Source organism: Streptomyces sp. NPDC005402 (assembly GCF_040606575.1).
Taxonomy (GTDB): domain Bacteria; phylum Actinomycetota; class Actinomycetes; order Streptomycetales; family Streptomycetaceae; genus Streptomyces.
This window is the reverse complement of the sequence record NZ_JBEXFB010000009.1, coordinates 102,187-124,435: the sequence shown is the minus strand read 5'-3', so window position 1 is coordinate 124,435 and position 22,249 is coordinate 102,187. Positions and strand designations below refer to the sequence as shown.

The window sequence follows — 22,249 nt, the reverse complement described above, 5'->3', positions numbered from 1 at the left end:
GCGGGAGCGATCCGGAGCCACCTCATGAGGGTCACTCTCGCATCAGCTCCCGCCCCGTGGGCGTCACCGCTTCAGGAGTCGTACCGACAGACCTTCCGCCGTGTAGACGGGTACGGCTCGCAGGGTGTCGGAGTTCAGTTCGACGCGGTCGAACTGGCCGCGCAGTCCCTGGCAGCCGAGGACCCGGACCGTCTGTCCGGCCTTCGGCGGCTTGTGCGCGTCGAGCTTCAGCGACAGCACGCTGCCCGCGCCGAGCACCGCGCGCCGGGTCACCTCCAGGACCGGCTCCTGGCCCGAGCGCAGCGTCAGTTCCAGTGCGCCGGCCTCCTGGCTGTACGTGCCGTGGACCTGGAGCGACTTGCCGTCCAGCGTCAGCTTCCCGCCCTGCACCCGCACGTCGCCGTGGCCGAGCCCGTGCGCCGAACCCGCGACCAGGGCGCCCTCCTTGAGCACCGTCCCGCCGGTGTACCGGTTGTGCCCCGTCAGGGTGAGGGTGCCGCTGCCCCGCTTGGTCAGACCGCCGCAGCCGTCGATGTCGTTGTGCCAGGTGTCGGCCGCGTGGAAGCCGCCCGCGGCCGCGTCCAGGGTGACGGTGACGTCGGAGTCGAAGGAGCCGTAACCGTCCGCCGCGGCGAACAGGTCGATCCGGCCCCACTGCTCGAAGCCGTCCAGCAGGACATAGCCCGAGGGCAGCCCGGTGGTCCGCAGCACCTCACGGCGCTGCGCCGCGTCCAGGTAGGGCAGTCGCGTCTCCAGCAGCACCTCCGCGCCCTTCGGCACGGTGAACGGCTCGTTGCCGCCGTCCCGGTGCAGTACGTAGGTCAACCGGGGCTTGACCGAGCGGGCGTTGGCGTCGTGGTCCGCGTACGCGTCGGCGGCGTCCGAGTGGGCGTAGGCGAACAGGGTGTCGGCCGTGGTGCCGGTCTGCTGCGTGAAGAACCGCAGCGCCTGCGCCCGTGCGGCGGCCTTGAGGTCGGCGTTCGCGGGGTCGGCCAGCGTGGCGGCGGCCAGCGCGGTGGCCATGATGCGGCCGCCCATGACGTCGACCGTCGAGTGCATGCCGGACATGATCCGGGTGTGGCTCAGCTCGAAGGCGCGGGTGACCAGTTCCTGGAAGCGCTCCGGTACCGCGTACGCGAAGGCCAGGCCCGCCAGGTGGAAGGCGTTGGTGTGGCCGCTGGGGAAGCCGCCGTCGTCGACCGGCGAGGTGCTGCGCTGGCGCAGCAGCTGGGGGGCGACGACGACCTCGGAGTCGTAGACCGGGTAGCCGAGCGCGTCCTTGGCGCCCGTGTCGACGACCTCGCTGTCCTCGTTCATGCGCCACGGCCGCGGGTACTGGAAGGCGTACTTGCCGGGGTTGCCGGAGGCGTACGGCCCGCGCACGGTGTCGACCAGCTTGGCCACCAGGCCGAGCGAGGAGTCGTAGGAACCGGCGCCGAGCGCGGAGCCCGCGGGGGCGTCGGCCGGGACGGCGTCGCTGATCGTGGTCGCCGGGGTGGTGTCGGGAGCGCTGGTGATCGAGGTGACCGCCTTGGCGCCGGACCGGTAGAGGCCGGCGAGCGGGCCGAGGGCGCCGATCATGGCGTAGCTCTGGTGCTGGCGGTCGTAGAGGAAGGCCTCCTTGGCCTGCGCCTCGGTGCGCGCCTTGGTGACGCGTGCGCAGTAGCGCATGTTGGCCCGCAGTATCTCGGGCCGCAGCGGGGTGCCGGTGTTCCAGGCGTCGCCGGTCTTCCACACCCGGGCGAAGCCGCCGAGGGCCCGCACCACCGCGTTGGTCTCGGGCGTCAGGTTCGCCATGACGTTGGACTTGTAGTCGTCCACGAACGCGACGGGGGCGGTGGCGGCCTTGGCGTCCGCGGCGCCCAGCCAGGAGGCGAAGGTCGGCGCGGCCAGGATGCCGGCCGAGGCGCCCAGGGACGTCTTGAGGAAGCCCCTTCGCCTCATGGCGCGTTCGGTGAGCGGCGCGGGGGAGTGCTGCCCGGCGTTTGACGGCATGGGTCTGCCTCTCTGGAGTTCTGCGGCCGTACGGCCGGGGAGGTGGTGCGGATGCGACTCATGATGCGCTGGACGGCCTGTGCGGCGAATGCGCTTTCTGAAGTCGTACGAGCGAAGACTTACGGGTGAGTCATGTCGGACCGCAGGAGACTCGGCGTCCGGCGGATGTCACAGAAGTGAACGGGCCATCGCCACCGCTCCGTCCACCGGCGGTGCCCGCAGGGGACGCGGCCGTGCCGACGGCACGCCGTCGGCCAGTGCCGACACGAAGGCGTCGTACAGCGACGGCTGGGCGAGGACGGTGCTGCCCGCGACCACGACGTCGTCGACCACCACCCCGCGGGCGGCGAGCCGTTCGACGAGTGCGGCCAGGGCGCGGCCCGCCTCGGCGATGACGGTGCGGGCGAGCGGGGATCCGGCCTCGGCGGCGGTGAAGACGGCCGGGGCGTGGCGGCCCCAGTCGGCGGAGGCGGCCGTGGTGTGCTCCAGCGCGGCACCGAGCGCGGGTACTTCGGGGACGTCGAATCCGGCGAGCAGGCCGAGCGCCAGCGCTTCGGGCTCCTCGCCGCGGTCGTGCGCCGCCCATACGGCACGTACGGCCTCGCGGACCAGGCCGGCGGCACCGCCCTCGTCGCCGAGGAGCGCGCCCCAGCCGCCGACCTGGACCGGTGTGCCGTCGGCGAACCGGCCCACGGCGACCGAGCCGGTGCCGGCGACCAGGCCGACCCCCTTGTCCAATCCCGCTGCGGGCACGAGGAGTTCGGCGTCTCCCACGACCAGCGCGGGCGCGTCGAAGTGCAGTTGGAGAGCGGTGCGGATCTGCGCGCACTGGCGCGGGGTCTCGCAGGCGTGCCCGCCGACGGCGAGGGCGGACGGGCGGGCGCCCACGGGAAGCGCGTCGGCGGCCAGTGCGGCCAGCCAGCCGGCGGCGGCCACCGGGTCGTGGGGCCGCCAGCCACTGCTGGGGCGGACGTGATCGGCGACAAGGGTGTCGCCCGCGAACGCGCGGAGCTGAGTCTTGGTGCCGCCCACGTCGATGCCGACAACCAGGGGTGCGGTGTCCTGCACGGAACCTCTTTCGTCGTTGCGCTGTGTGCTGCGACGGTGGGCGAACCGTGCCGTAGGGCAAGGCAGTTGGAGAACTAGCGAAGCCCCGGGACGGGCCTCTGACGGACCACGGCAGGCGAGTACCGTGACGTTCGTTAGGAAGTTAACTAACGAAGTACAGTGCGTGTCAATAGGCGTCACGCACTCGACTTCCCGGGCCCCCCGTCCCGGGACGGAACGCGCGACGCCGGAGCAACCCATCGCCGCCTCCCGCCGAGTCGCTCGGCGCAGGAGCGTGGCCTGTGACCTGGGGGAAGTGTGGAACACGACGTGGCGAGAGCCCCCCGTCTGACCGAGAGCGCGAGCGCCGTATTCGCCGTGCTGGCCCAGGCGGGCACCGCGACCCGGCCGCAGCTGGCGAGCCTCGCGCGGTTGTCCAAGCCGACGGTCTCCTCCGCCGTCGCCGAACTGGAGGGCGTCCATCTCGCGGCCCACTCCGGCACCTCCTCCGGCGCCACGGGCCGCAGCGCCGCCGTCTACCGCCTCGGCCCGGCCGCGGGTGCCGTGCTCGCCGTCGACCTAGGCCCCGCCCTCACCCGGGTCCGCGGCTGCGCCCTGGACGGGACCCTGCTCGCCGAGGCCACCGGCCCCCGGGAAGACGCCGCCGACGTGGTGCGCGACGCCCTCTCCGCGCTGCCCCCCGACGCCCCGCTGCGCACCATCGTCGTGGCCGTCGGTGACGTCACCGCGCCGCAGCGGATGCGCCCCGCCACGGCCAAGGCCGGACCCGTCTTCGACGCGGTGACCGTCGCGCTGCCGCCCGGAGTCCCCGTCCACCTGGAGAACAACGTCAACTGCGCCGCCCTCGCCGAACTGCACGAGGGCGCGGCCCGCGGCCGGCACACCTTCGGCTACCTGCGGATCGGCGTCGGTATCGGTCTCGGCATCGTCGTGGGAGGCCAGGTGCTGGCCGGGGCCAACGGCGCCGCCGGAGAGCTCGCCAGGCTGCCCTACCCCTGGGACGACGACCTGGAGCCCCGCCACGAGGCCCTGGAGGAGTACATCGGATCCCGCTCCCTGCTGCGCCGGGCCGCGGCGGCCTGGCCGGAATCCGACGGCGCCTGCCCCCGCACCGCCGAGCGGCTCTTCGCCCTCGCCGGACAGGGCAGCGCCACGGCCCGCGAGGTCGTCGCCAGACACGCCGTCGACGTGGGCCGGCTGGCCGCCGCAGTGACGGCCGTACTCGACCCGGGACTGCTCGTGCTCGGCGGTAGCACCGGCGCGTTTCCGCAGCTCCTGCCCGGTGTGCGGGCCGAACTGGAGCGGCTCAGCTGGCCCACCGAGGTGGTCAGCAGCCAGGTCGGTGATCTGGGTACCGTCGTGGGCGCCGCCCGCCTTGCGGTCGCAAGAGGAGTCCAAACCGTGACCCAGGCGGCGCGGACGAAGGATTGACGGTTTCGGACTCGGTCTGCCAATGTCCGGACAAGCGCTTTCTAAGTCGGCCGGGACGCCGACTTGGGTGAGCGTCCCGCCCGTACTCGACGTACGGCAGCCGCACGAGGGCGTGCCCGTGCGGTGACGGCCACAGCGGCCGGGGACCCTCGCCCGTCAGGATGACGCGGCCGGGCGAGGCCGCGCCCTCGGAAAGCAAACCTTCCTGCAAAATGCACCCGTGCCGCCTCGGTCGGCGCCGTGCTCCGTCCCCTACGACGAAAAAAAGGGATCGAAGATGACCACTGTGGGTGTGCGGCGCTCTAGCCGTCTCGGCCGCGGCGGCATGCGCCGCCTGGTTTCCCTCGCTGCCGCCGCCTCGGCGGGTGCCCTGCTGCTCACCGCCTGCGGGGGCGGTGGCGACTCCGGCGGGACCTCCAAGTCCCTGACGTTCTGGATCTCCACGGTTCCGGGGCAGGACGCGGGCTGGAAGAAGATGGTGGCGCAGTACAAGAAGGAAACCGGCGTCAACGTCAAGCTCGTCAACATCCCCTACGACGGCTACTCCACGAAGCTGCACAACGCCGCACAGGCGAACTCCCTGCCCGACGTGGCGACCGTGCCGGCGCTGGACCCGATCTGGTCGAGCAAGCTGATCGACCTCAAGTCCATCGCCGACAACAAGACCAACAAGATCAACGGCAACTTCGTCGCCAAGGACTCGTCCGGGAAGGTGCTGGCCATCCCCTCGGACGTCACCGCGTCCGGCCTGTTCATCAACAAGTCGCTGTTCGAGAAGGCCGGCGTCTCCTTCCCGGCCTCGCCGTCGAAGACCTGGACCTGGACCGACTTCATCGCCGCGGCGAACAAGGTCCGCGAGAAGACCGGCGCCAAGTACTCCCTGACCTTCGACCAGTCGCCGTCCCGGCTGCGCGCCATGGTGTACGAGATGGGCGGCAAGTACGTCCACGCGGACTCCTCCGGCAAGTTCTCGGCGGACGCGGCGACCAAGAAGGCCGTGAACACCTTCGTCGGCTGGAACGACGACAAGACCATGCCGAAGTCGGTGTGGACCAGCGGCGCTGACCCGTCCGCGATGTTCCAGAGCGGTGACGTCGTCGCCTACTGGTCCGGTGTGTGGCAGGTGCCCGCCTTCGCGGACAGCATCAAGAAGTTCGAGTGGGCGAGCGTCCCGACCCCCGCCCAGCCGGTGCAGGCCAGCGACGTCAACAGCGGCGGTCTGACGGTGGGCTTCAACAACAACGGCGACGCGGCCAAGGCCGCGACGAAGTTCCTGTCCTGGCTGTACGAGCCGGCCCACTACCAGGCGCTGTGCGAGGCGTCCGGGTTCCTGCCGGTCGAGAGCGGTCTGAACCCGAAGTACCCCTTCAAGTCCGAGGCGGCACAGGCGGCGTTCAAGCTGTACAACGAGTCGATCCCGCTCTACGCCCCGATCTCCGGCTACTTCAACACCGCGCAGACGAACTGGGTGCTGAAGGGCAAGAGCCTCACAGAGGACCCGACCAAGACGGAGCTCGGCAAGGCGATCAACGGCCAGCAGTCGGCCGACAAGGCCCTGCAGAACATCGTGGACGGCTACAACCAGCAGGTCGGCGGCTGATCGTAGGCCACAGTGCCGGGCGGCGGTGCCTCCACCCCGCCGCCCGGCCCCGGCCGCCCATGTGAATGCCGGGCTCATGGGGTGAGCCCACCGCAATCCATTCCACCAGCACGGAGTCAGGAAGATGACAAAACGCGCCTCGGACGTGTCCGTGAGCCCGCCCAGGAGACGCAGTAAGTACACCCTTGCGCCGCTCGTCCTCATCGCGGCCAATGTCGTGCTCTTCTCGCTGTTCTTCGTCTGGCCGGCGGTGATCGGGCTCGTCTACTCCTTCACGAACTACACGGGTGTGGGGGCGTTCCAGTTCGTCGGCCTGGACAACTACCAGCACCTGTTCGGGGACTCCACGTTCTACGACGCGCTGTCCCGGACGCTGCTGTACACCGTGCTCGTCGTCCCGCTGAACTTCGTGCTCTCGCTGCTCGTCGCCAACCTGGTGGTCAGCAAGCAGGCCAAGGGCGCGTCGATCGCCCGTGTCGTCTTCTTCGTCCCGTGGCTCATCTCGCCCATCGTCGTGGGTGTCCTGTGGCGCTGGCTGTTCGGTGAGAACTTCGGACTGATCAACTACGTCATAGAGAAGCTCGGCGGGAACGCGATCGCCTGGCAGTCGAACGCCGACCTGTCGCTGGGCGTGGTGGTCATGGCGGGCGCCTGGTGGGGAACGGCCTTCTCGATGCTGCTGTTCATCGCGGCGATCAAGAACGTACCGGTGTCGTACTACGAGGCGGCCTCGCTCGACGGCGCGGGCCCCTGGCGCCAGTTCATGAGCATCACCCTGCCGAGCATCGCGCCCACCTCCTTCATCGTCATCCTGCTCAACACGATCAACGCGATGAAGGAATACCCGCTCTTCCTCGCCCTCAACAACGGCGGACCGGGCACCTCGAACAACCTGCTCGTCCAGTACATCTACCAAACCGGCTTCAAAACGGGCCAGATCGGCTACGCGAGCGCCGCGTCGTTCGTGCTCATGCTCATCCTGATGGCCGTCGCGATCATCCAGCTGATCGTCAACCGGCGGATGGAGAACCGATGACCACCACAGACCTTCCCCGCCCGGTCGACGCCGGTAGCGGACGAGCCGTCTCCAAGAAGCGGCCCCGCAGAGCGGGCAACGGCGGGCTTCGGTCGGCGGTGTCCGCGACGACGCTGCTGTGGGTCCTGGCGTGCCTGTACGGGCTGCCGGTGCTGTGGTTCGTCCTCAGCTCCTTCAAGCCGGCGGGAGACCTGTTCTCCCTTCCACTGACGGTGCTTCCGCACAACCCCACCCTGTCGGGTTACACGGCGGCGTGGGACAGCGCCAACTTCTCCCAGTACTTCATCAACACCGCCCTCGTGTGCGTGATCACGACGATCCTCACGGTGGGAGTCAGCTGCTGCACCGGGTACGCGCTGGCCAAGTACGACAACAAGTGGCTCAAGGCGTTCTTCCTCTGCATCCTGGCCACCACGATGCTGCCGTCCGAGGTCATGCTCGCCCCGGAGTTCCTGGTGGTCCGCAACCTCGGGCTCTACAACTCGTTCGCGGGCATCATCCTCCCGGCCGTCCTCACCGCGACCGGATGCTTCATGTTCCGCCAGTTCTTCCTGACGGTTCCCGACGAACTGATCGAGGCCGCCCGTATCGACGGCGCCCGCGAGCTGTCGATCTTCCTGCGGATCATGGTGCCGATCTCCCGGCCCATCATGCTGACGCTCGCCATCCTGTCGTTCCAGTGGCGGTGGAACGACTACATCTGGCCGCTGCTGATGCTCAACGACCCCGACAAGTTCACCGTGCAGATCGGCATCCAGAGCCTCGTCGGCGCGCAGAACATCAACTGGTCGGTGCTGCTCGGTGGTTCCGTCATCTCGATGATCCCGTTGATCCTCGTCTTCCTGGTGTTCCAGCGGTACGTCATGAACGCCGACATCAACGCCGGACTGAAGGACTGACCTTGTCCAGCCCGCTCGACCACGAGTTCGTCCGGTCGGTGGCCCGCGCCGCCGACCGGACGGCTGTCCCCCTGGCGGACGGCCCCGACGAGGAACCCGCCGGTGTGCCGCACCGGGGTCTGGCGCGGCGGGTGAAGACCCTGGTCGCGGCGTACCGTTCCCCGGACTCGGAACTGCACGGCAGCGAGCGGGCCGTCGCCGCCGCCGCGACCCAGCTGCGCGCCCTGCGGGCCGCGCAGACGCCCTCCGGGCTGTTCGCCGGCGGCGACAACGTGCAGTCACCACCGGACTCCGCGTTCACCGTCAACGACGTGTGCGACGCCCACGTCCTCGCCGCCGGCGCGGGGCCGGAACTGCGCGAGGTGACGGCCGCGCTCGCCCAGATCGCCGGCGCCGCCACCGGCAGTCTCCTGACCGGCGGGGTACACACCCCGAACCACCGCTGGGAGCTGAGCGCGGCGCTGGCCAGGCTGCACCGGTCCTTCCCCGACGACCGTCTCCTCGACCGCGCCGCGGAATGGCTCGCCGAGGGCGTCGACATCGACGCGGAGGGCCTGTACTCGGAACGCAGTGCCGTCTACGCGTCCCTCGTGACCAACCCGTCGCTGCTGTTGCTGGCCGAGGTGCTCGGGCGTACCGACCTGCAGGACGCCGTCGAACGCAACCTCGCCACGACCCTGGACCTGATCAGGCCGGACGGCACGGTGGAGACCCTCCACTCGCGCCGCCAGGACCAGAAGCTCTCGTTCCCGCTGTGGCCCTACCTGCCGCACTACCGGCTGCTCGCGATCCGCACCGGCCGGGGCGACTTCGCCCGCGCCGCCCGTCTGGCGGCCACCGACGGCATCGACGACCCCGACCTGCTCGCCCAGACCCTCCTCACCCCGGATCTGTGCCGCGCCCTGCCGGCCCCGGACGCGGAGAAGCTCCCGCGCGACCGGTACCTCCCCACCGCACGTCTCGCCGCACACGTCTCGGCCACCGCGCACACCGTGGTGTACGGCGGCTCCGACGTGCCCGAGCACCGGCGCATCCGCTCGGGCCTCGCCTGCAACCCCACCTTCTTGCGCCTGTTCGCCGGTGCCGCCGTCCTCGACGCGGTCCGCCTCTCGCGGGCGTTCTTCGACCTGGGCCCGTTCCGTGCCGCAGACATGGAACAGCTCGCCAGCCACCGGTACCGGCTCACCCACACCCTCACCACCGCCTACTACCAGCCGCTACCGAAGGACCAAAGGCGCGACGACGGCGCCTACCGCCTGGTGGACGAGGGCCGCTTCTCCGCGGCGATGGCCTTCCCCGACCGCCCTCAGGACGAGGTCTCCCACATGACCCGAGTAGAGGTCGACGTGCGGGAGGACGGGGCCGACCTGCGGATCGACATCAGCGGCCCACCGGTGCCCTGGGCCCTCGAACTGACCTTCCGGCCGGGCGGCGAGCCGCAGGGCGCCGTACCGCTCGGCGACGGAAGCTGGTGTCTGACGACCGAGCCGTTGACCTACCGCGTCGGCGACGACGAGATCCGGGTCGAGGCCGCCGTCGAGACGGGCGAACCGCTCGCCGGACCGGACCGGAGCGACGTCCTGCGCTACGACCCGGGGCAGGACCACACCGTGGTCGGCGGCACCGACGCGACGACCGGGAACCGGGTCTACCTCGGTGGGCACGGACCGCAGGCACTGACCCTCACACTGCGCGCCACATCTCAGGCATGAAGGGCTGATCTCCTTGCACCTCCCACGCCAGCTCGGGCCGCTGCACGACCTGCCGGACACTCCGGAGGCCTACGACGCCGTCCTCGCCGACGTCACCGAGCAGGCCCTCGCGCGCCTCACGCCCGAGGGCAGCCTCGAACACCCCGACTGCGTCCACGACATCGGCGACACCTCCCTCGGCATCACCTCCCTGCTCGCGTTCGCCTGGCAGCGCGCCAAGGACCCGAGGCTGCCGGAGGCGGTGAGCCGCAGCCTCACCTTCCATCTGCGCGAGCGGGTCTACACCGACGACAACCCGGGCTACCCGAACCTGAAGGTGCGCAACTCGGGCCTGGCGTACGCCCGTTACACCCTGGCGCCGGGCGCGCACCCCATCGGCGACTGGCCCAGCACGGTGTGGGCGCTGCTCCAGGCGGTGAACGTACTCGACGCGGCGGAGGGGCTGGTCGAGGACGGACAGCGCGCCGAACTCCTCGACGTGGCGCGCGGGTACTGGCGCTGGCTGACCGAGGCCACCTTCTTCAACCCGCAGGAAGCCGGCAACCAGGCGATCGGCTGTGTGGTCGGCGGTCTGATGCTCGCGAACCATCTGCCGGACGGGGAACGGGAGCCGGTCCGCGCGCGGGCACTCCAGCTGTACACCGACGAGATCCGCGCCCACCGGGTCACCGACCGCGGCGCGGCCCTGCCGCCCGAGCACGGCGGCGCCTACGACAACAACTACGGCCCGATCTCCCTGTCCTTCCTCGCCCAGGCCCACCGGATCAGCGGGGAGGAGATCTTCGCCGAGGACGGCGACACCCTGGCCCGCTACATCGACGCCCGCGTGACGGGCGGCGGCTTCGACAACGGCGGCCCGCGCTACAGCGAGCAGCACTCCGCCTTCGAGTCGGTGCTCGGCCTGCGCTACTTCGGCGCCCGCATCGGCGCCGACCTGGGCCGCTACCGGGGCGACAGCCGCTGGGGCCGGCACGCGGTCAAGGAGGACGGGGGAGTGGACGGTCACTTCGCCTGGATGCTGGTCTGGCAGATCCAGGACACCACCCGCTGGCACCGGGAACCGTCCACGGCGATCGCCCGCCACCAACTGCGTGCGGGCACGGTGTCGGTGGCCTTCGACACGAAGATGACTCCGGCAGTCGTCGAGGCCGGAGGCACCTACTACCTGCCCGCGGCCGTCAACCGCCAGCACGGCTTCGGCCCCGTCGTCGACGGCTTCCTGCTGTGCCGTCCCATGGGCGAGGTCCGGGTCCGTGACGTGCGCGCCGACGGCCTCGCGGCCAAGCTGGTCACCAAGCCGGTCGTCGGCCGCGACCACGTCCTGCGGCACATCCAGTCCCTGTACGTCACCGACGGCACCAGCCTGTGGACCACGGTCACCGTGGAACGCCTCCCCGGCACGCCCTACCTCCTGGCCGGGCTGCCGTACGCCGAGGACGACGGCGACAAGGTGCGCCGGACGGCCGAGGGCGAGGTGACCTCGGTGGGCGCCCTGCGGCTGACGCACCCCGAGGCGGAGGGCGTGGACCACTTCGACGCCCGCTCGGAGACGACCCAGGAGCAGGCGGCCTTCGCGCTGGCCGCCGACCCCCGCGGCTACGGCAACCCCGACGAGGGCTGGCGCCACCTGGTCAGCTCCACGGCCCTGGAGGCGGACCCCGTCCCGGACGCCCCGGACGACCTGCACGCCTTCGCCGTGCGCTACGGCCCCGGAGCCGCCCTGACGGCGACCTTCGCACGCGTCGGCGCCGAACTGACCGTACGGACCGAGGCGTTCACGGCAAGGATCGGCGACCCGGCGGGTGACGCCCACGGCGAGCCGGAACTGACGCTGTCCGCCTGCTGAGGCACGGGGGCCTCGCCCCCGTGCCTCACCCGTCCACGCGCGGCAGCGCCGACACCGGCACCACGAGGTCGGCCCGCTCCCGCGTCGCCGCCACCAACTCCGCGTTGTGCTGGTCCGAGCGCAGCACCCACGCCACCGCCTCGTCGTGGGACTTGCCGAACTCCTCGTGCCGGGCGACCAGCCGGCGCACCCGCTCGTCCTCGTCCGGCGCGCAGAACCACACCTCGTCCAGGGCGGGCCGCACCCGTGTCCACGCGCCCGTGCCGAGCAGCAGGTAGTTCCCCTCCGTCACGACCAGACGGGCCGTCGGCGGCACCGGGATCGCCCCGGCGATCGGCTGTTCGAGGACCCGCTCGAAGCCCGGCGCGTACACGATGTCCCCGTCCCTCTCCTCGCGCAGCCGCCGCAGCAGGGCCGCGTAGCCCGCCGCGTCGAAGGTCTCGGGCGCCCCCTTGCGGTCGCGCAGCCCGAGCCGGTCCAGCTCCACATCGGCCAGGTGGAACCCGTCCATGGGGACGTGTGCCACCCAGGGCTCGCCCGGGCCGTTCAGCGCCCGCACCAGATGCTCGGCAAGGGTCGTCTTGCCCGCGCCGGGGGAGCCGGCGATACCGAGAACGGCCCGTCTCTCGGGCTCGGCGAGGGAACGCGCACGGGTCACAAGATCGTCGAAGGTCAGGGGCACACGCCGAGTGTGTCATTCGAGGACTTCAGGTCGGCCAGGCACCCTGGAGGGCGGAAGGGGGAGAAAGGAGCCCCAGTCGTGCCCCAGCACTCCGACGAATCCGACGCCCCGCACTCTTTGGACGCCGCGAACGTCTCCGACGACGAGGCGCAGATCCGCGCCCTCATCACCGGGTGGGCGGCGGCCGTCCACCGCGGCGACCTCGCCGGCGTGATCGCCGACCACGCCCAGGACATCGTGATGTTCGACGTGGCGTCGCCCCACCACGGCATCCGGGGCCTCGCCGCCTACCGTGCGGCCTGGCCGCCCTTCTTCGCCTGGCAGGCCCAGGGCGCCTGCTTCGACATCGAGTCCCTCCACGTCACCGCGGGCACGGACGTGGCGTACGCCCACGCCCTGGTGCGCTGCGCCACCCCGGAGGAACTCGCCGCCCACCCCGGGTTCCGGCTCAGACTCACCTTCGGCCTGCGCAGGGAACGCGGCCGCTGGCTGGTGGCCCACGAGCACCACTCCTTCCCGCACGACTGAATCCACCTGTTGGCACAGCGTCTGGCAGGGAACCGGGTTCTGTATGACGGAGCTCGGTCTGCCAGAAGAGATCAAGGCCTGCCTGTTCGACCTCGACGGGGTCGTCACCAGGACGGCCGTCGTGCACGCGGCAGCGTGGAAGGAGATGTTCGACGCGTTCCTTCGCGAACGCGAGGGCGAACACTTCCGGCCATTCGACGACCACGACTACGACGAGTACGTCGACGGTCTGCCGCGGGCCGACGGCGTGCGCACCTTTCTCACCTCCCGCGGCATCGAACTGCCGGACGGTGATCCCGACGATCCACCGGGCGCGGAGACGGTCCACGGCCTCGGCAACCGCAAGAACGCCCTCGTCCTGGAGAAGATCCGCACCGACGGCGTCGAGGCCTACGACGACACCCTGACCTACATCAGGGCGGCCCGCGCCCAGGGTCTGCGCACCGCGATCGTCTCCTCCAGCGCCAACTGCCGGGACGTGCTGCGCGCGATCGACGCCGAGGACCTCTTCGACGTACGCGTCGACGGCGTGGTCGCGGCCGAGCGCGGGCTGCCCGGCAAGCCGCGCCCCGACACCTTCCTCGCCGCCGCCGACGACCTGGGCCTGGACGCACCCCGGTCCGCGGTGTTCGAGGACGCCCTCGCCGGCATGGACGCGGGCCGTGCCGGAGGCTTCGGGTACGTCGTCGGCCTCGACCGGGTCGGACAGGCCGACGCCCTGTACGAGCACGGCGCGGACATCGTCGTGAAGGGCCTCGCCGAGCTGGGAGGACACGCGTGATCACCCAACGCTCCTACACCGTCGAGCCCTGGGCCGTCCGCGAGACCTCCCTCAACCTCGATGTCCTGGCCCAGAGCGAGTCCGTGTTCGCCCTGTCCAACGGCCATGTCGGCTGGCGCGGCAATCTCGACGAGGGTGAACCGCACGGCCTGCCCGGCTCCTACCTCAACGGCGTCCACGAACTGCACCCGCTGCCGTACGCCGAGGCCGGTTACGGCTATCCGGAGTCCGGCCAGACCGCCATCAACGTCACCAACGGCAAGATCGTGCGGCTCCTCGTCGACGACGAGCCCTTCGACCTGCGCTACGGCCGTCTCGTGGCCCACGAACGCAACCTCGACCTGCGCCGGGGCGTCCTGGAGCGGTCCTGCGAGTGGATCTCACCGGCGGGCTCGCGGATAAGGGTGCGCTCGACCCGGCTCGTCTCGCTCACCCAGCGGGCGGTCGCCGCGGTGGCCTACGAGGTGGAGCCCGTCGACAGCCGCACCCGCGTGGTGATCCAGTCGGAGCTGGTCACCAACGAGAGCCTGCCCGGGGCGAACGGCGACCCGCGCGCGTCGAAGGTTCTCAAGTCGCCGCTGGAGCACGAGGAGGGTTTCGCCGACGGCACCCGGCTGCGGCTGGTGCACCGCACCCGGCACAGCGGGCTGCGGGTCGCCGTGGCCGCCGACCACGTGATCGAAGGACCGGAGCGCACCACCACGAGCAGTGAGCAGACGGTGGACCTGGCCCGGCTGACCGTCACCTCCGTCCTGGAGCCCGGGCAGCGGCTGCGGGTCGAGAAACTGGTGGCCCACGGCTGGTCCGGGGCCCGCTCGCGGCCCGCGATGAGCGACCAGGTCGACGCGGCCCTGGCGGCCGCCGCGCACAGCGGCTGGGACGGACTCCTGGACGAACAGCGCAGCTACCTGGACGACTTCTGGGCTCGCGCCGACGTCGAGCTCGACGGCGACGAGGAGATCCAGCAGGCCGTCCGCTTCGCCCTCTTCCACGTGCTCCAGGCGGGCGCCCGCGCGGAGCAACGGGCCATTCCCGCCAAGGGACTGACCGGTTCCGGTTACGACGGGCACGCCTTCTGGGACACCGAGACCTTCGTGCTGCCCCTGCTCACCTACACCGAGCCACGTGCCGTGGCCGAGGTTCTGCGCTGGCGGCAGAAGACGCTGCCCGCCGCCCGCGAGCGGGCCGCGCAGCTCGGCCTGAACGGCGCCGCGTTCCCATGGCGGACCATCGAGGGCTCGGAGGGCTCGGCGTACTGGCCCGCCGGCACCGCCGCCTTCCACGTCAACGCGGCCGTCGCCGACGCCGTGGTGCGCTACACCGAGGCCACCGGCGACACGGACTTCGAACGGGACACCGGTGTCGAACTCCTGGTGGAGACAGCCCGGTTGTGGCGCTCGCTCGGCCACCACGACCACCACGGCGTCTTCCACATCGACGGCGTCACGGGCCCAGACGAGTACAGCGCGGTCGCCGACGACAACACGTACACCAACCTCATGGCCCGCGCGAACCTCCTCGCGGCCGCCGACGCCTGCGCCCGCCATCCGGAACAGTCCGCCGCCCTCGGCGTCGACGACGAGGAGAGCGCCGCCTGGCGGGACGCCGCCGAGGCCGTGCACATCCCCTACAACGCCGAACTCGGCGTGCACGAACAGCACGCCGGCTTCACCCGCTACCAGCGCTGGGACTTCGACAGCACCCGCGCCGACCAGTACCCGCTGATGCTGCACTTCCCCTACTTCGACATCTACCGCAAACAGGTCGTCAAGCAGGCGGACCTGGTGCTGGCGATGTACCTGTGCAGCGGCTGGTTCGAGGAGTTCCACGACGAGGAGCAGATCGCCCGCAACTTCGCCTACTACGAGCCCCTGACCGTACGGGACTCCTCCCTGTCGGCCTGCGTCCAGGCGGTCGTCGCCGCCCGCGCGGGACACCTGTCCCTCGCCTACGCCTACACGGCCGAGGCGGCGCTGATGGACCTCGCCGACCTGGCGAACAACACCCGCGACGGACTCCACATCGCCTCCCTCGCCGGCACCTGGACGGCCCTGGTCGCCGGTTTCGGCGGTCTGCGCCGCGACGGCGACTCCCTCCGCTTCGCGCCCCGGCTGCCGGAGCGGTTCAGCCGCCTCGCCTTCAACCTCCAGCTCCTGGGCCGCTGCCTGCGCGTGGAGATCGGGCCGGACAAGGCGACGTACACCCTGATGTCGGGCGCGCCCCTGAAGATCAGTCACCACGGCACCCCGCTGACCGTCAACGGCGACGGCCCGGTCGTCCGCCCCGTCCCGCCGTCGAAGGACCGCCCGGCCCCGAGCCAGCCGGCCCACCGCAGGCCCCACGCCCGCTGACGGAAAGGCGCGATCCGGACAGGCGCCGCTTGGCCGAACTCCACCCTGCACCCCCAGCTGCCACGGGTTACTTTGTCCATGATTTTTCTGCGATGGACCGGGTCCCCGCGGCACCCGGGGGTGAGGGGTGGACGATGGCTCACGGCGACGGCGCCCTGCTCGCCGACGCGCGACGACGTACGCCGTCCCCGGCCCTCGGGGCGGCCGCGCGTGCCGGGGGCACTCGGCTGATCGCCGTGGTGGCCGCCGCCTTCACCCTGGCCCAACTCGTCCTCGTCCGCCCCGGCATGGGCCTCGGCTGGGACGAGACCGTCTATGTGAGCCAGGTCGGCGTCCAGGCACCGGCGGCGTTCTTCAGTGCCCCGCGCGCCCGCGGTGTCTCGCTGCTGGTCGCGCCGATCGCGAGCTGGTCGACCTCGACGGAACTCCTGCGCGTCTATCTCGCGGTGCTGTCCGGCGTCGGCCTCCACCTGGCACTGCGTGCCTGGCGCGGCCTCTTCCCGGCCCGCGTCATCGCCGTCGGAGGCGCCCTGTTCGCCTCCCTGTGGATCACCCTGTTCTACGGCCCCCAGGCCATGCCCAACTACTGGGTCGCCGTCGGCGCGCTGGGCGCGGCCGGCTGTTTCCTGCGGGTCCGGGAGAACCCGAGGGCCCTGTGGGGAGTCGTGGCGGGGGCCTGTCTCATGGCGTTGATGCGGCCCACCGACGCCGTGTACGTCGCCCTGCCACTGCTCGTCGCGGCCGCCGCGGTCCGCCATGGGCGGCTCGTCGCGGGACTGGTGGCCGGGCTGGTGGCGGGTGGCGTGCAGTGGGTCATCGAGGCGTACACCAGCTACGGCGGCCTGGCCGAGCGACTGCACGAGGGCTCTCGCATCCAGGGCGGACTGGGCCTGCAGTTCGCCGTCGACGACCAACTGCGCAGCCTGGGCGGCCGCAGCCTGTGCCGCCCGTGCACCGGCCCCCTGCCGGACCCGCCGATCATGGCCTGGTGGTTCGTCCTCCCGCTGCTGGCCGGCGTCGGCCTCCTCGTCGCGGTCCGGGCCGGCCGTACCCGGGGCACCCTCATCGCCCTGTCCTGCGCCACGACCGCCGCCCTGCCCTACCTGTTCATGATCGGGTACGCGGCCCCCCGGTTCCTGCTGCCCGCCTACGCCCTGCTCGCGATCCCGGTCGCCGACGCGCTGTTCCACCTCGCGACCACCGGCGCCGGCCGGTGGCGCCCGGTCGCGGCGACGCTGATCGCGCTCGGCCTGGCGGGACATCTCGCGGTGCAGTACGCGGTGCTGGACCGCACGGTGCGCCGCACGACCGACGATCACCGCGACTGGGCCGTCACCGCGGCCGAGCTGCACCGCCTGGGTGTGCGCCCGCCCTGTGTGCTCACCGGCCACCTGTCGATTCCCGTCGGCTACTACACCGGGTGCTCGTCGGCGGCGGCGCGCGGTCCCAACGCCAACAGCACCGCGGCCGGGATCCTGCGCACGTCCCGTCGTCTCCCCGTCGCCGTCCTCACCCCGCCCGGTGGCGCCCCGCCCGCCTACGCGCGCGACTGGCAGACCTTCCCCGCTGCCGGGATGGACATCCGCGTCCCGCCGAACGTGAGCCGACACGGACCGACATGACGTCCGGCAGATCGCCGTCGCCTCGACCCGCCGACGCGCCGTGTTGCCTCTCGCCCTCCCGCTCGCCGTCCTGACCGCCGCCGGCGCTCCGGCGCGGCGCCACTGACCCGTCCAGGAGACCGGTGCCCTGCGGCGCGCCGTCGCCGACCAGGGCTGGCTGCTCGTCGCCGCCGCGACCTGCGCGTGCTCGGCGCTCGCCCAGCAGGGCGCGGTGCTGCGGCCCCTGCCGTCGAAGCGGCTGGTGGCCGCGCAGTTCGCCGCCTCCGCCGCCGGCCAGCTGCTGCCCCGGGGCTCGGCACGAGCGCGGTCAACCTCCGCTTCCTCATGCGCTTCGGGCTGTCCACAGGGCGCGCGGCGACCGCGCTCGCGGTGAAGGCCACGACGGGCGGGCTGGTGCGGGCCGCCCTCATCGCCGTACTCGCGACGGCCTGCCCCGGTGTTCTCGGGCTGCCGCGTCAGCCGGCGGTGTGGCCGGCCGTAGCCGTCGCCGCCCTCGCGCTCGCCGTACTCCTGGGCACCGCGCTGTGGCCACGCTGCCGGCGGCCCCTGGCCCTGGTGACGGCCGACCTCCGGGCCATCCATGCGCGACCGCACCGGGCGGCGGCCCTGTGGGGCGGCTCGCTGGGCTTCGCCGTACAGCACGCGCTCGTGCTGATCGCGTCACCCGGGCCGTCGCCCTGCCGGCGGCCCCGCCCCTGGCGGCCCTGCTCTACCCCGCCGAGAGCAGCGCGGCCGTCCTGCTGCCCACCCCGTCCGGCCTCGGCTCCCTCGACGCCGCGCTCGCCCTCGCCCTCACCGCCGGAGGAGCACCCGGAGTCGCCGCCACCTCCGCGGTGCTCGGCTACCGGCTGCTGACCGTGTGGCTGCCTCTGCTGCCCGGCCTGCTGGTGCTCGCTCTCCTCGTCCGCCACAAGGCGCTGTGAGCGCGACCGGCGTTTCCGGTCCCCATGCTTCTGGTAGGACTTCGGATGTCGGCCCGACGGCGAGGGGGAGTGCCATGACGTGGAACGAGAACGGCGGGCGGTTGGGGGAGGAGTTCTTCACTCCGGGGTCCTCGTCCTTCACGGAGTTCCTGGCGGCTCACCGCCCCGAACTGCTCAGCACCCGCCGCGTCCTGCCCGACGGAGTGCGCGCCGCGCCGGACCAAGTGCCGCACGGCACCACCGTGCTGGCCCTGTCCTACCGCGACGGCGTGCTCATCGCGGGCGACCGCAGAGCCACCATGGGCAACCTCATCGCCCAGCGCGATCTGGAGAAGGTGCACCCCGCCGACGACTACACGGCGGTGGCCTTCGCCGGCACCGTCGGACTCGCTCTCGACATGGTCAAGCTCTACCAGGTCGAGCTGACGCACTTCGAGAAGATCGAGGGCGTCGCCATGACCCTCGACGGCAAGGCGCGCCGTCTGGCCGGCATGATCCGGCAGAACCTCGGCCAGGCCATGCAGGGCCTCGCCGTCGTCCCCCTCCTCACCGGCTACGACCCCTCCGCGCCCGAGGGCGAACGCGGCCGCATCTTCAGCTACGACATCGCCGGCGGACTCTACGAGAAGAACGGCTTCCACGCCGAGGGCTCCGGCTCGCCGTACGCCAGGGGCGCCCTGAAGAAGCTGTTCCGCAAGGGACTCGACCGCCGCGAGGCCGCCCTCGCCGCGCTTCAGGCGCTCTACGACGCGGCCGACGACGACTCCGCGACCGGCGGTCCCGACCTCAATCGCCGCATCTTTCCCATCGTCTCCGTCATCACCGAGGACGGCTTCGAGCGGCTGTCCGAGCCGGAGACCGAGAACCTCAGCCGCGAGATGGTCGAGCAGCGCCACAACCGGCCGGACGGGCCGAACGCGACGGCCTGACAGGGCACTTTCCCCAGTCGTGGGAAAGACCTGTCACGGGCTTTACTGCACATGACTTGCAGGTACTGGAGGATGGCACAAGGCTGCTGAACGCGGCCGTACCCACCGAAGAGGATCCTCCGCCCGATGACGGCCGCCCCTGACTCCGCTCCGCCCCTCCTCCCCGCCACCGGCCCCGCGAGAGGCTCGGTATGGCACCGCGTCCGTGGCTCCATGACGCGGCAGGAGTGGATCAGGGCGGGCGGCATGGCCGCGGTCGTGGTGGCGCTGCACGTGATCGGCTGGGTCACCCTCGTCGCGATCGTCGCCCCGCACCACTACAGCGTCGGCGAGAAGTCCTTCGGGATCGGCATCGGCGTGACCGCCTACACGCTCGGGATGCGGCACGCCTTCGACGCCGACCACATCGCGGCGATCGACAACACCACCCGCAAGCTGATGGGGGAGGGGCAACGTCCGCTGTCGGTGGGCTTCTGGTTCTCGCTCGGCCACTCCAGCGTCGTCTTCGTCCTGGCCCTGCTGCTCTCGCTCGGCGTGAAAGCCCTCGCGGGACCGGTGCGCGACGGCGACTCCCGTCTCCATGACGTGACCGCGTTGATCGGTACGACCGTCTCGGGCGCGTTCCTCTATCTGATCGCCGCGGTCAACCTGGTCGTCCTGGTCGGCATCTGGAAGGTGTTCCGCAGGATGCGCTCCGGCCGCTACGACGAGGCCGCGCTGGAGGAGCAGCTGAACAACCGCGGCTTCATGAACCGTCTGCTCGGCCGGGTCATGAAGTCGATCACCAAGCCGTGGCAGATGTACCCGCTCGGGCTCCTCTTCGGCCTGGGCTTCGACACGGCGACGGAGATCGCGCTGCTGGTCCTCGCCGGATCGGGCGCGGCCTCCGGGCTGCCCTGGTACGCGATCCTCACCCTGCCCGTCCTGTTCGCCGCCGGCATGTCCCTCCTCGACACGGTCGACGGCTCCTTCATGAACTTCGCCTACGGCTGGGCGTTCTCGAAGCCGGTCCGCAAGGTCTACTACAACCTCACGATCACCGGCCTGTCCGTCGCGGTCGCGCTCCTCATCGGCACGGTGGAACTCCTGGGCCTGCTCGCCGAGAAGCTCGGCCTGCACGGCCTTTTCTGGACCTGGATCAGCGGCCTCGACCTCAATGTCCTGGGCTTCGTCATCGTGGGTCTGTTCTTCGCCACGTGGATCGTCGCCCTGGTGGTGTGGAAGGTGGGCCGGATCGAGGAGAAGTGGACGGCGGGGTTGGCGGCCGGAGCGTCGACGGAACAGGCAAGTACTCCTTGACAGTTCCAAAGTGTCAAGGCGCAGGTGGACCGCACCTGCGTGACCGCCCACCGCCCCGGTGCACAGGAACAGCCCAACTGGCTCGCCCTGTTGACGAGCGCGGCGCACCTCTCCGAACAACGGCAGACCCTGGCCGAGGACTACGTCGAGCACTGCCGGATGCACGGTATCTCCCGGGCCGGCATCGGCTCGGCGCTGGGCGTCACCCGGCAGGCCGTACAGCACCGCAACAACTACATCGGCACCGAACACCTCCTGTTCGGCTCACCGCCGAGCCCAACAGCGCGACCCGGATGCTGGAGAGCGCAGGCGTGTCGCCAGCCGCCGTGCACGACGACGTCGGGTCCCGCCTGACCATGGGTGCCTCCCAGGCGGCCGAGCGCATCGCCTGGACGCCCTACTCCCGCAAGGCCATCGACCTGGCCGAGGCACGCTCCTCGGAGGAGGCCGGCGCCGCGCTCATCGACTGCGACGACCTCCTTGTCGGACTCGCCCTGGTCGGGCGCGGGGTCGCGGCCACCGTCCTGAGGGAGGCGGGATTCACGCCCTGAGGCCTTCCCGGGCGGGTGCCCGGACTCAGGCCCGCACTCTGAACTCCTTGCGCCACTTGGTGAACTGCTGTTCCGGATCGCCGGTGTAGGACCACGGGGTGCGGGTGCCCTGGCGGTCCAGCATGCGCAGGAGCGGGACGGCGACCTCCGAGAGGCCCGCGTGGCAGGCCGCGTGGGTCAGGTAGTTGAGGTCGCGCAACTCGCCGGGTGCCACCGTGTGGTCGGCGCGGCCCACGATCCAGCGCTGCCAGGTGCGCCGTACGTCACTGATGGCCCCGTCGTTCTTCCAGTGCTGCCCGAGACCCACGGACGTCCGCCGGTCCTCGGCCGCGTCCGCCGCGCTCCGGTACTCCTCCACCCGCGCGTACTGCACCAGCACCGGCAGCGCGGAACCCGGCGGGGCCACGCCGGCCGCGTCGCGGGCGAAGTCGTACATCAGGCCGTTCGACCCGTGCCAGCGGGACGAGTAGTAGTGCAGCACCTGGAGGTGGCCCTCGACGCTGTACGGATCCCGCCCGTGCAACTCGTCCCACCAGCGCCCCAGTTCCTGTCGGCGCACACCGGCCGGGTACAGCCTGGCCACCGAGATCAGGGAGATCCACGGCGTCGGGTCGTCCACGAACGCCTCGGACGCCTGCAGACAGGCCATCACCGCGGCGTCGATGCGGCGCTGGTCGATGGGTACGCCCCGGCCCGCGGCGATGGCCAGGTTGAACGCCCTGGCCGTCTCGGTGGCCGCCCGCAGCACCAGCGCGTCGCCGTTGTGCGGCTCGGCCGCGAGCCACGACTCCACCGTCGAACTGCCCGCGCAGGCCTGGGCGAGTGCCCGCACCCGGTGGCCCCGCGAGAGCCAGTCGGGTCCGGTGTCACGCAGCAGTTCACGCAGGCCCTGCCAGCGGCCGATGACGATGTCCTGGCGGGCGCTGGTGAGCGGGAAGTCCCCGCAGTCGGGATCGAATTCGGGGGCGAAACGGTCTCTCGCCATCGCACAACCCC

18 protein-coding genes and 1 pseudogene are annotated in these 22,249 nt (G+C 71.4%); 15 read left to right on the top strand and 4 right to left on the bottom strand.

Annotated features, from left to right (window positions below):
* Positions 1–63: 63 nt before the first annotated feature.
* Together ABZT02_RS19315 and ABZT02_RS19310 are read right to left on the bottom strand one after the other, a co-directional pair.
* Positions 64–1,995: a phosphatase PAP2 family protein gene (locus ABZT02_RS19315; protein WP_356019156.1), complete on the bottom strand. Its 1,932-nt coding sequence runs from the start codon at positions 1,993–1,995 to the stop codon at positions 64–66.
* Between the two features lie 168 nt (positions 1,996–2,163).
* Complete coding sequence (locus ABZT02_RS19310) at positions 2,164–3,063, bottom strand: BadF/BadG/BcrA/BcrD ATPase family protein (RefSeq protein ID WP_356019155.1); 900 nt, start codon at positions 3,061–3,063, stop codon at positions 2,164–2,166.
* Between the two features lie 309 nt (positions 3,064–3,372).
* Between ABZT02_RS19310 and ABZT02_RS19305 the strand changes: the two genes are divergently transcribed.
* From ABZT02_RS19305 to ABZT02_RS19280, 6 genes are all read left to right on the top strand, one after another.
* Entirely contained in the window at positions 3,373–4,494 is a 1,122-nt protein-coding gene (locus ABZT02_RS19305) for an ROK family protein (protein WP_356019154.1), read from the top strand.
* Positions 4,495–4,771: 277 nt separating this feature from the next.
* Positions 4,772–6,094: an extracellular solute-binding protein gene (locus ABZT02_RS19300; RefSeq protein ID WP_356019152.1), complete on the top strand. Its 1,323-nt coding sequence runs from the start codon at positions 4,772–4,774 to the stop codon at positions 6,092–6,094.
* A gap of 124 nt (positions 6,095–6,218) precedes the next feature.
* The gene (locus ABZT02_RS19295; RefSeq protein ID WP_356019151.1) at positions 6,219–7,130 is read left to right on the top strand and encodes a sugar ABC transporter permease; all 912 of its coding nucleotides are present in this window, start codon (positions 6,219–6,221) and stop codon (positions 7,128–7,130) included.
* Positions 7,127–8,029, top strand: a complete 903-nt coding sequence (locus ABZT02_RS19290; protein WP_356019150.1) for a carbohydrate ABC transporter permease — start codon at positions 7,127–7,129, stop codon at positions 8,027–8,029. The genes ABZT02_RS19295 and ABZT02_RS19290 overlap by 4 nt, the downstream gene beginning before the upstream one ends.
* 2 nt (positions 8,030–8,031) lie before the next feature.
* Entirely contained in the window at positions 8,032–9,741 is a 1,710-nt protein-coding gene (locus tag ABZT02_RS19285; RefSeq protein WP_356019149.1) for a hypothetical protein, read from the top strand.
* Between the two features lie 13 nt (positions 9,742–9,754).
* Positions 9,755–11,587 (top strand): hypothetical protein, encoded by a 1,833-nt coding sequence (locus ABZT02_RS19280; protein ID WP_356019147.1) that lies wholly within the window; start codon positions 9,755–9,757, stop codon positions 11,585–11,587.
* Between the two features lie 25 nt (positions 11,588–11,612).
* Here ABZT02_RS19280 and ABZT02_RS19275 read toward each other — a convergent pair whose 3' ends face one another.
* Positions 11,613–12,269: a nucleoside/nucleotide kinase family protein gene (locus tag ABZT02_RS19275; RefSeq protein WP_356019145.1), complete on the bottom strand. Its 657-nt coding sequence runs from the start codon at positions 12,267–12,269 to the stop codon at positions 11,613–11,615.
* 78 nt (positions 12,270–12,347) lie between these two features.
* On the opposite strand from ABZT02_RS19275, the gene ABZT02_RS19270 reads away from it, so the two are divergent.
* The 9 genes and pseudogenes from ABZT02_RS19270 (at position 12,348) to ABZT02_RS19230 (ending at position 21,253) form a co-directional block, all read left to right on the top strand.
* Positions 12,348–12,797, top strand: a complete 450-nt coding sequence (locus ABZT02_RS19270) for an SgcJ/EcaC family oxidoreductase (RefSeq protein ID WP_356019144.1) — start codon at positions 12,348–12,350, stop codon at positions 12,795–12,797.
* A gap of 43 nt (positions 12,798–12,840) precedes the next feature.
* Complete coding sequence (locus ABZT02_RS19265; protein WP_356019143.1) at positions 12,841–13,578, top strand: beta-phosphoglucomutase family hydrolase; 738 nt, start codon at positions 12,841–12,843, stop codon at positions 13,576–13,578.
* On the top strand, positions 13,575–15,929 hold the full coding sequence (locus ABZT02_RS19260; protein ID WP_356019141.1) for a glycosyl hydrolase family 65 protein: 2,355 nt from the start codon (positions 13,575–13,577) through the stop codon (positions 15,927–15,929). The genes ABZT02_RS19265 and ABZT02_RS19260 overlap by 4 nt, the downstream gene beginning before the upstream one ends.
* 134 nt (positions 15,930–16,063) lie before the next feature.
* Complete coding sequence (locus tag ABZT02_RS19255; protein ID WP_356019140.1) at positions 16,064–17,551, top strand: hypothetical protein; 1,488 nt, start codon at positions 16,064–16,066, stop codon at positions 17,549–17,551.
* A 40-nt stretch (positions 17,552–17,591) separates the two neighbouring features.
* A pseudogene (locus ABZT02_RS19250) lies at positions 17,592–18,474 on the top strand (lysylphosphatidylglycerol synthase domain-containing protein).
* A gap of 74 nt (positions 18,475–18,548) precedes the next feature.
* On the top strand, positions 18,549–19,403 hold the full coding sequence (gene prcB / locus ABZT02_RS19245; RefSeq protein WP_356019139.1) for a proteasome subunit beta: 855 nt from the start codon (positions 18,549–18,551) through the stop codon (positions 19,401–19,403).
* 126 nt (positions 19,404–19,529) lie between these two features.
* Positions 19,530–20,702, top strand: a complete 1,173-nt coding sequence (locus ABZT02_RS19240; RefSeq protein WP_356019138.1) for a HoxN/HupN/NixA family nickel/cobalt transporter — start codon at positions 19,530–19,532, stop codon at positions 20,700–20,702.
* 39 nt (positions 20,703–20,741) lie between these two features.
* Positions 20,742–21,056, top strand: coding sequence for a hypothetical protein (locus ABZT02_RS19235; protein ID WP_356019137.1), 315 nt, complete (start codon positions 20,742–20,744; stop codon positions 21,054–21,056).
* A 2-nt stretch (positions 21,057–21,058) separates the two neighbouring features.
* A complete protein-coding gene (locus ABZT02_RS19230; protein WP_356019136.1) occupies positions 21,059–21,253 on the top strand; it encodes a hypothetical protein in 195 nt (64 codons plus the stop codon).
* Between the two features lie 25 nt (positions 21,254–21,278).
* Here the strand turns inward: ABZT02_RS19230 and ABZT02_RS19225 are convergent, their stop codons facing one another.
* Entirely contained in the window at positions 21,279–22,238 is a 960-nt protein-coding gene (locus ABZT02_RS19225) for a hypothetical protein (RefSeq protein ID WP_356019135.1), read from the bottom strand.
* Positions 22,239–22,249: the final 11 nt, after the last annotated feature.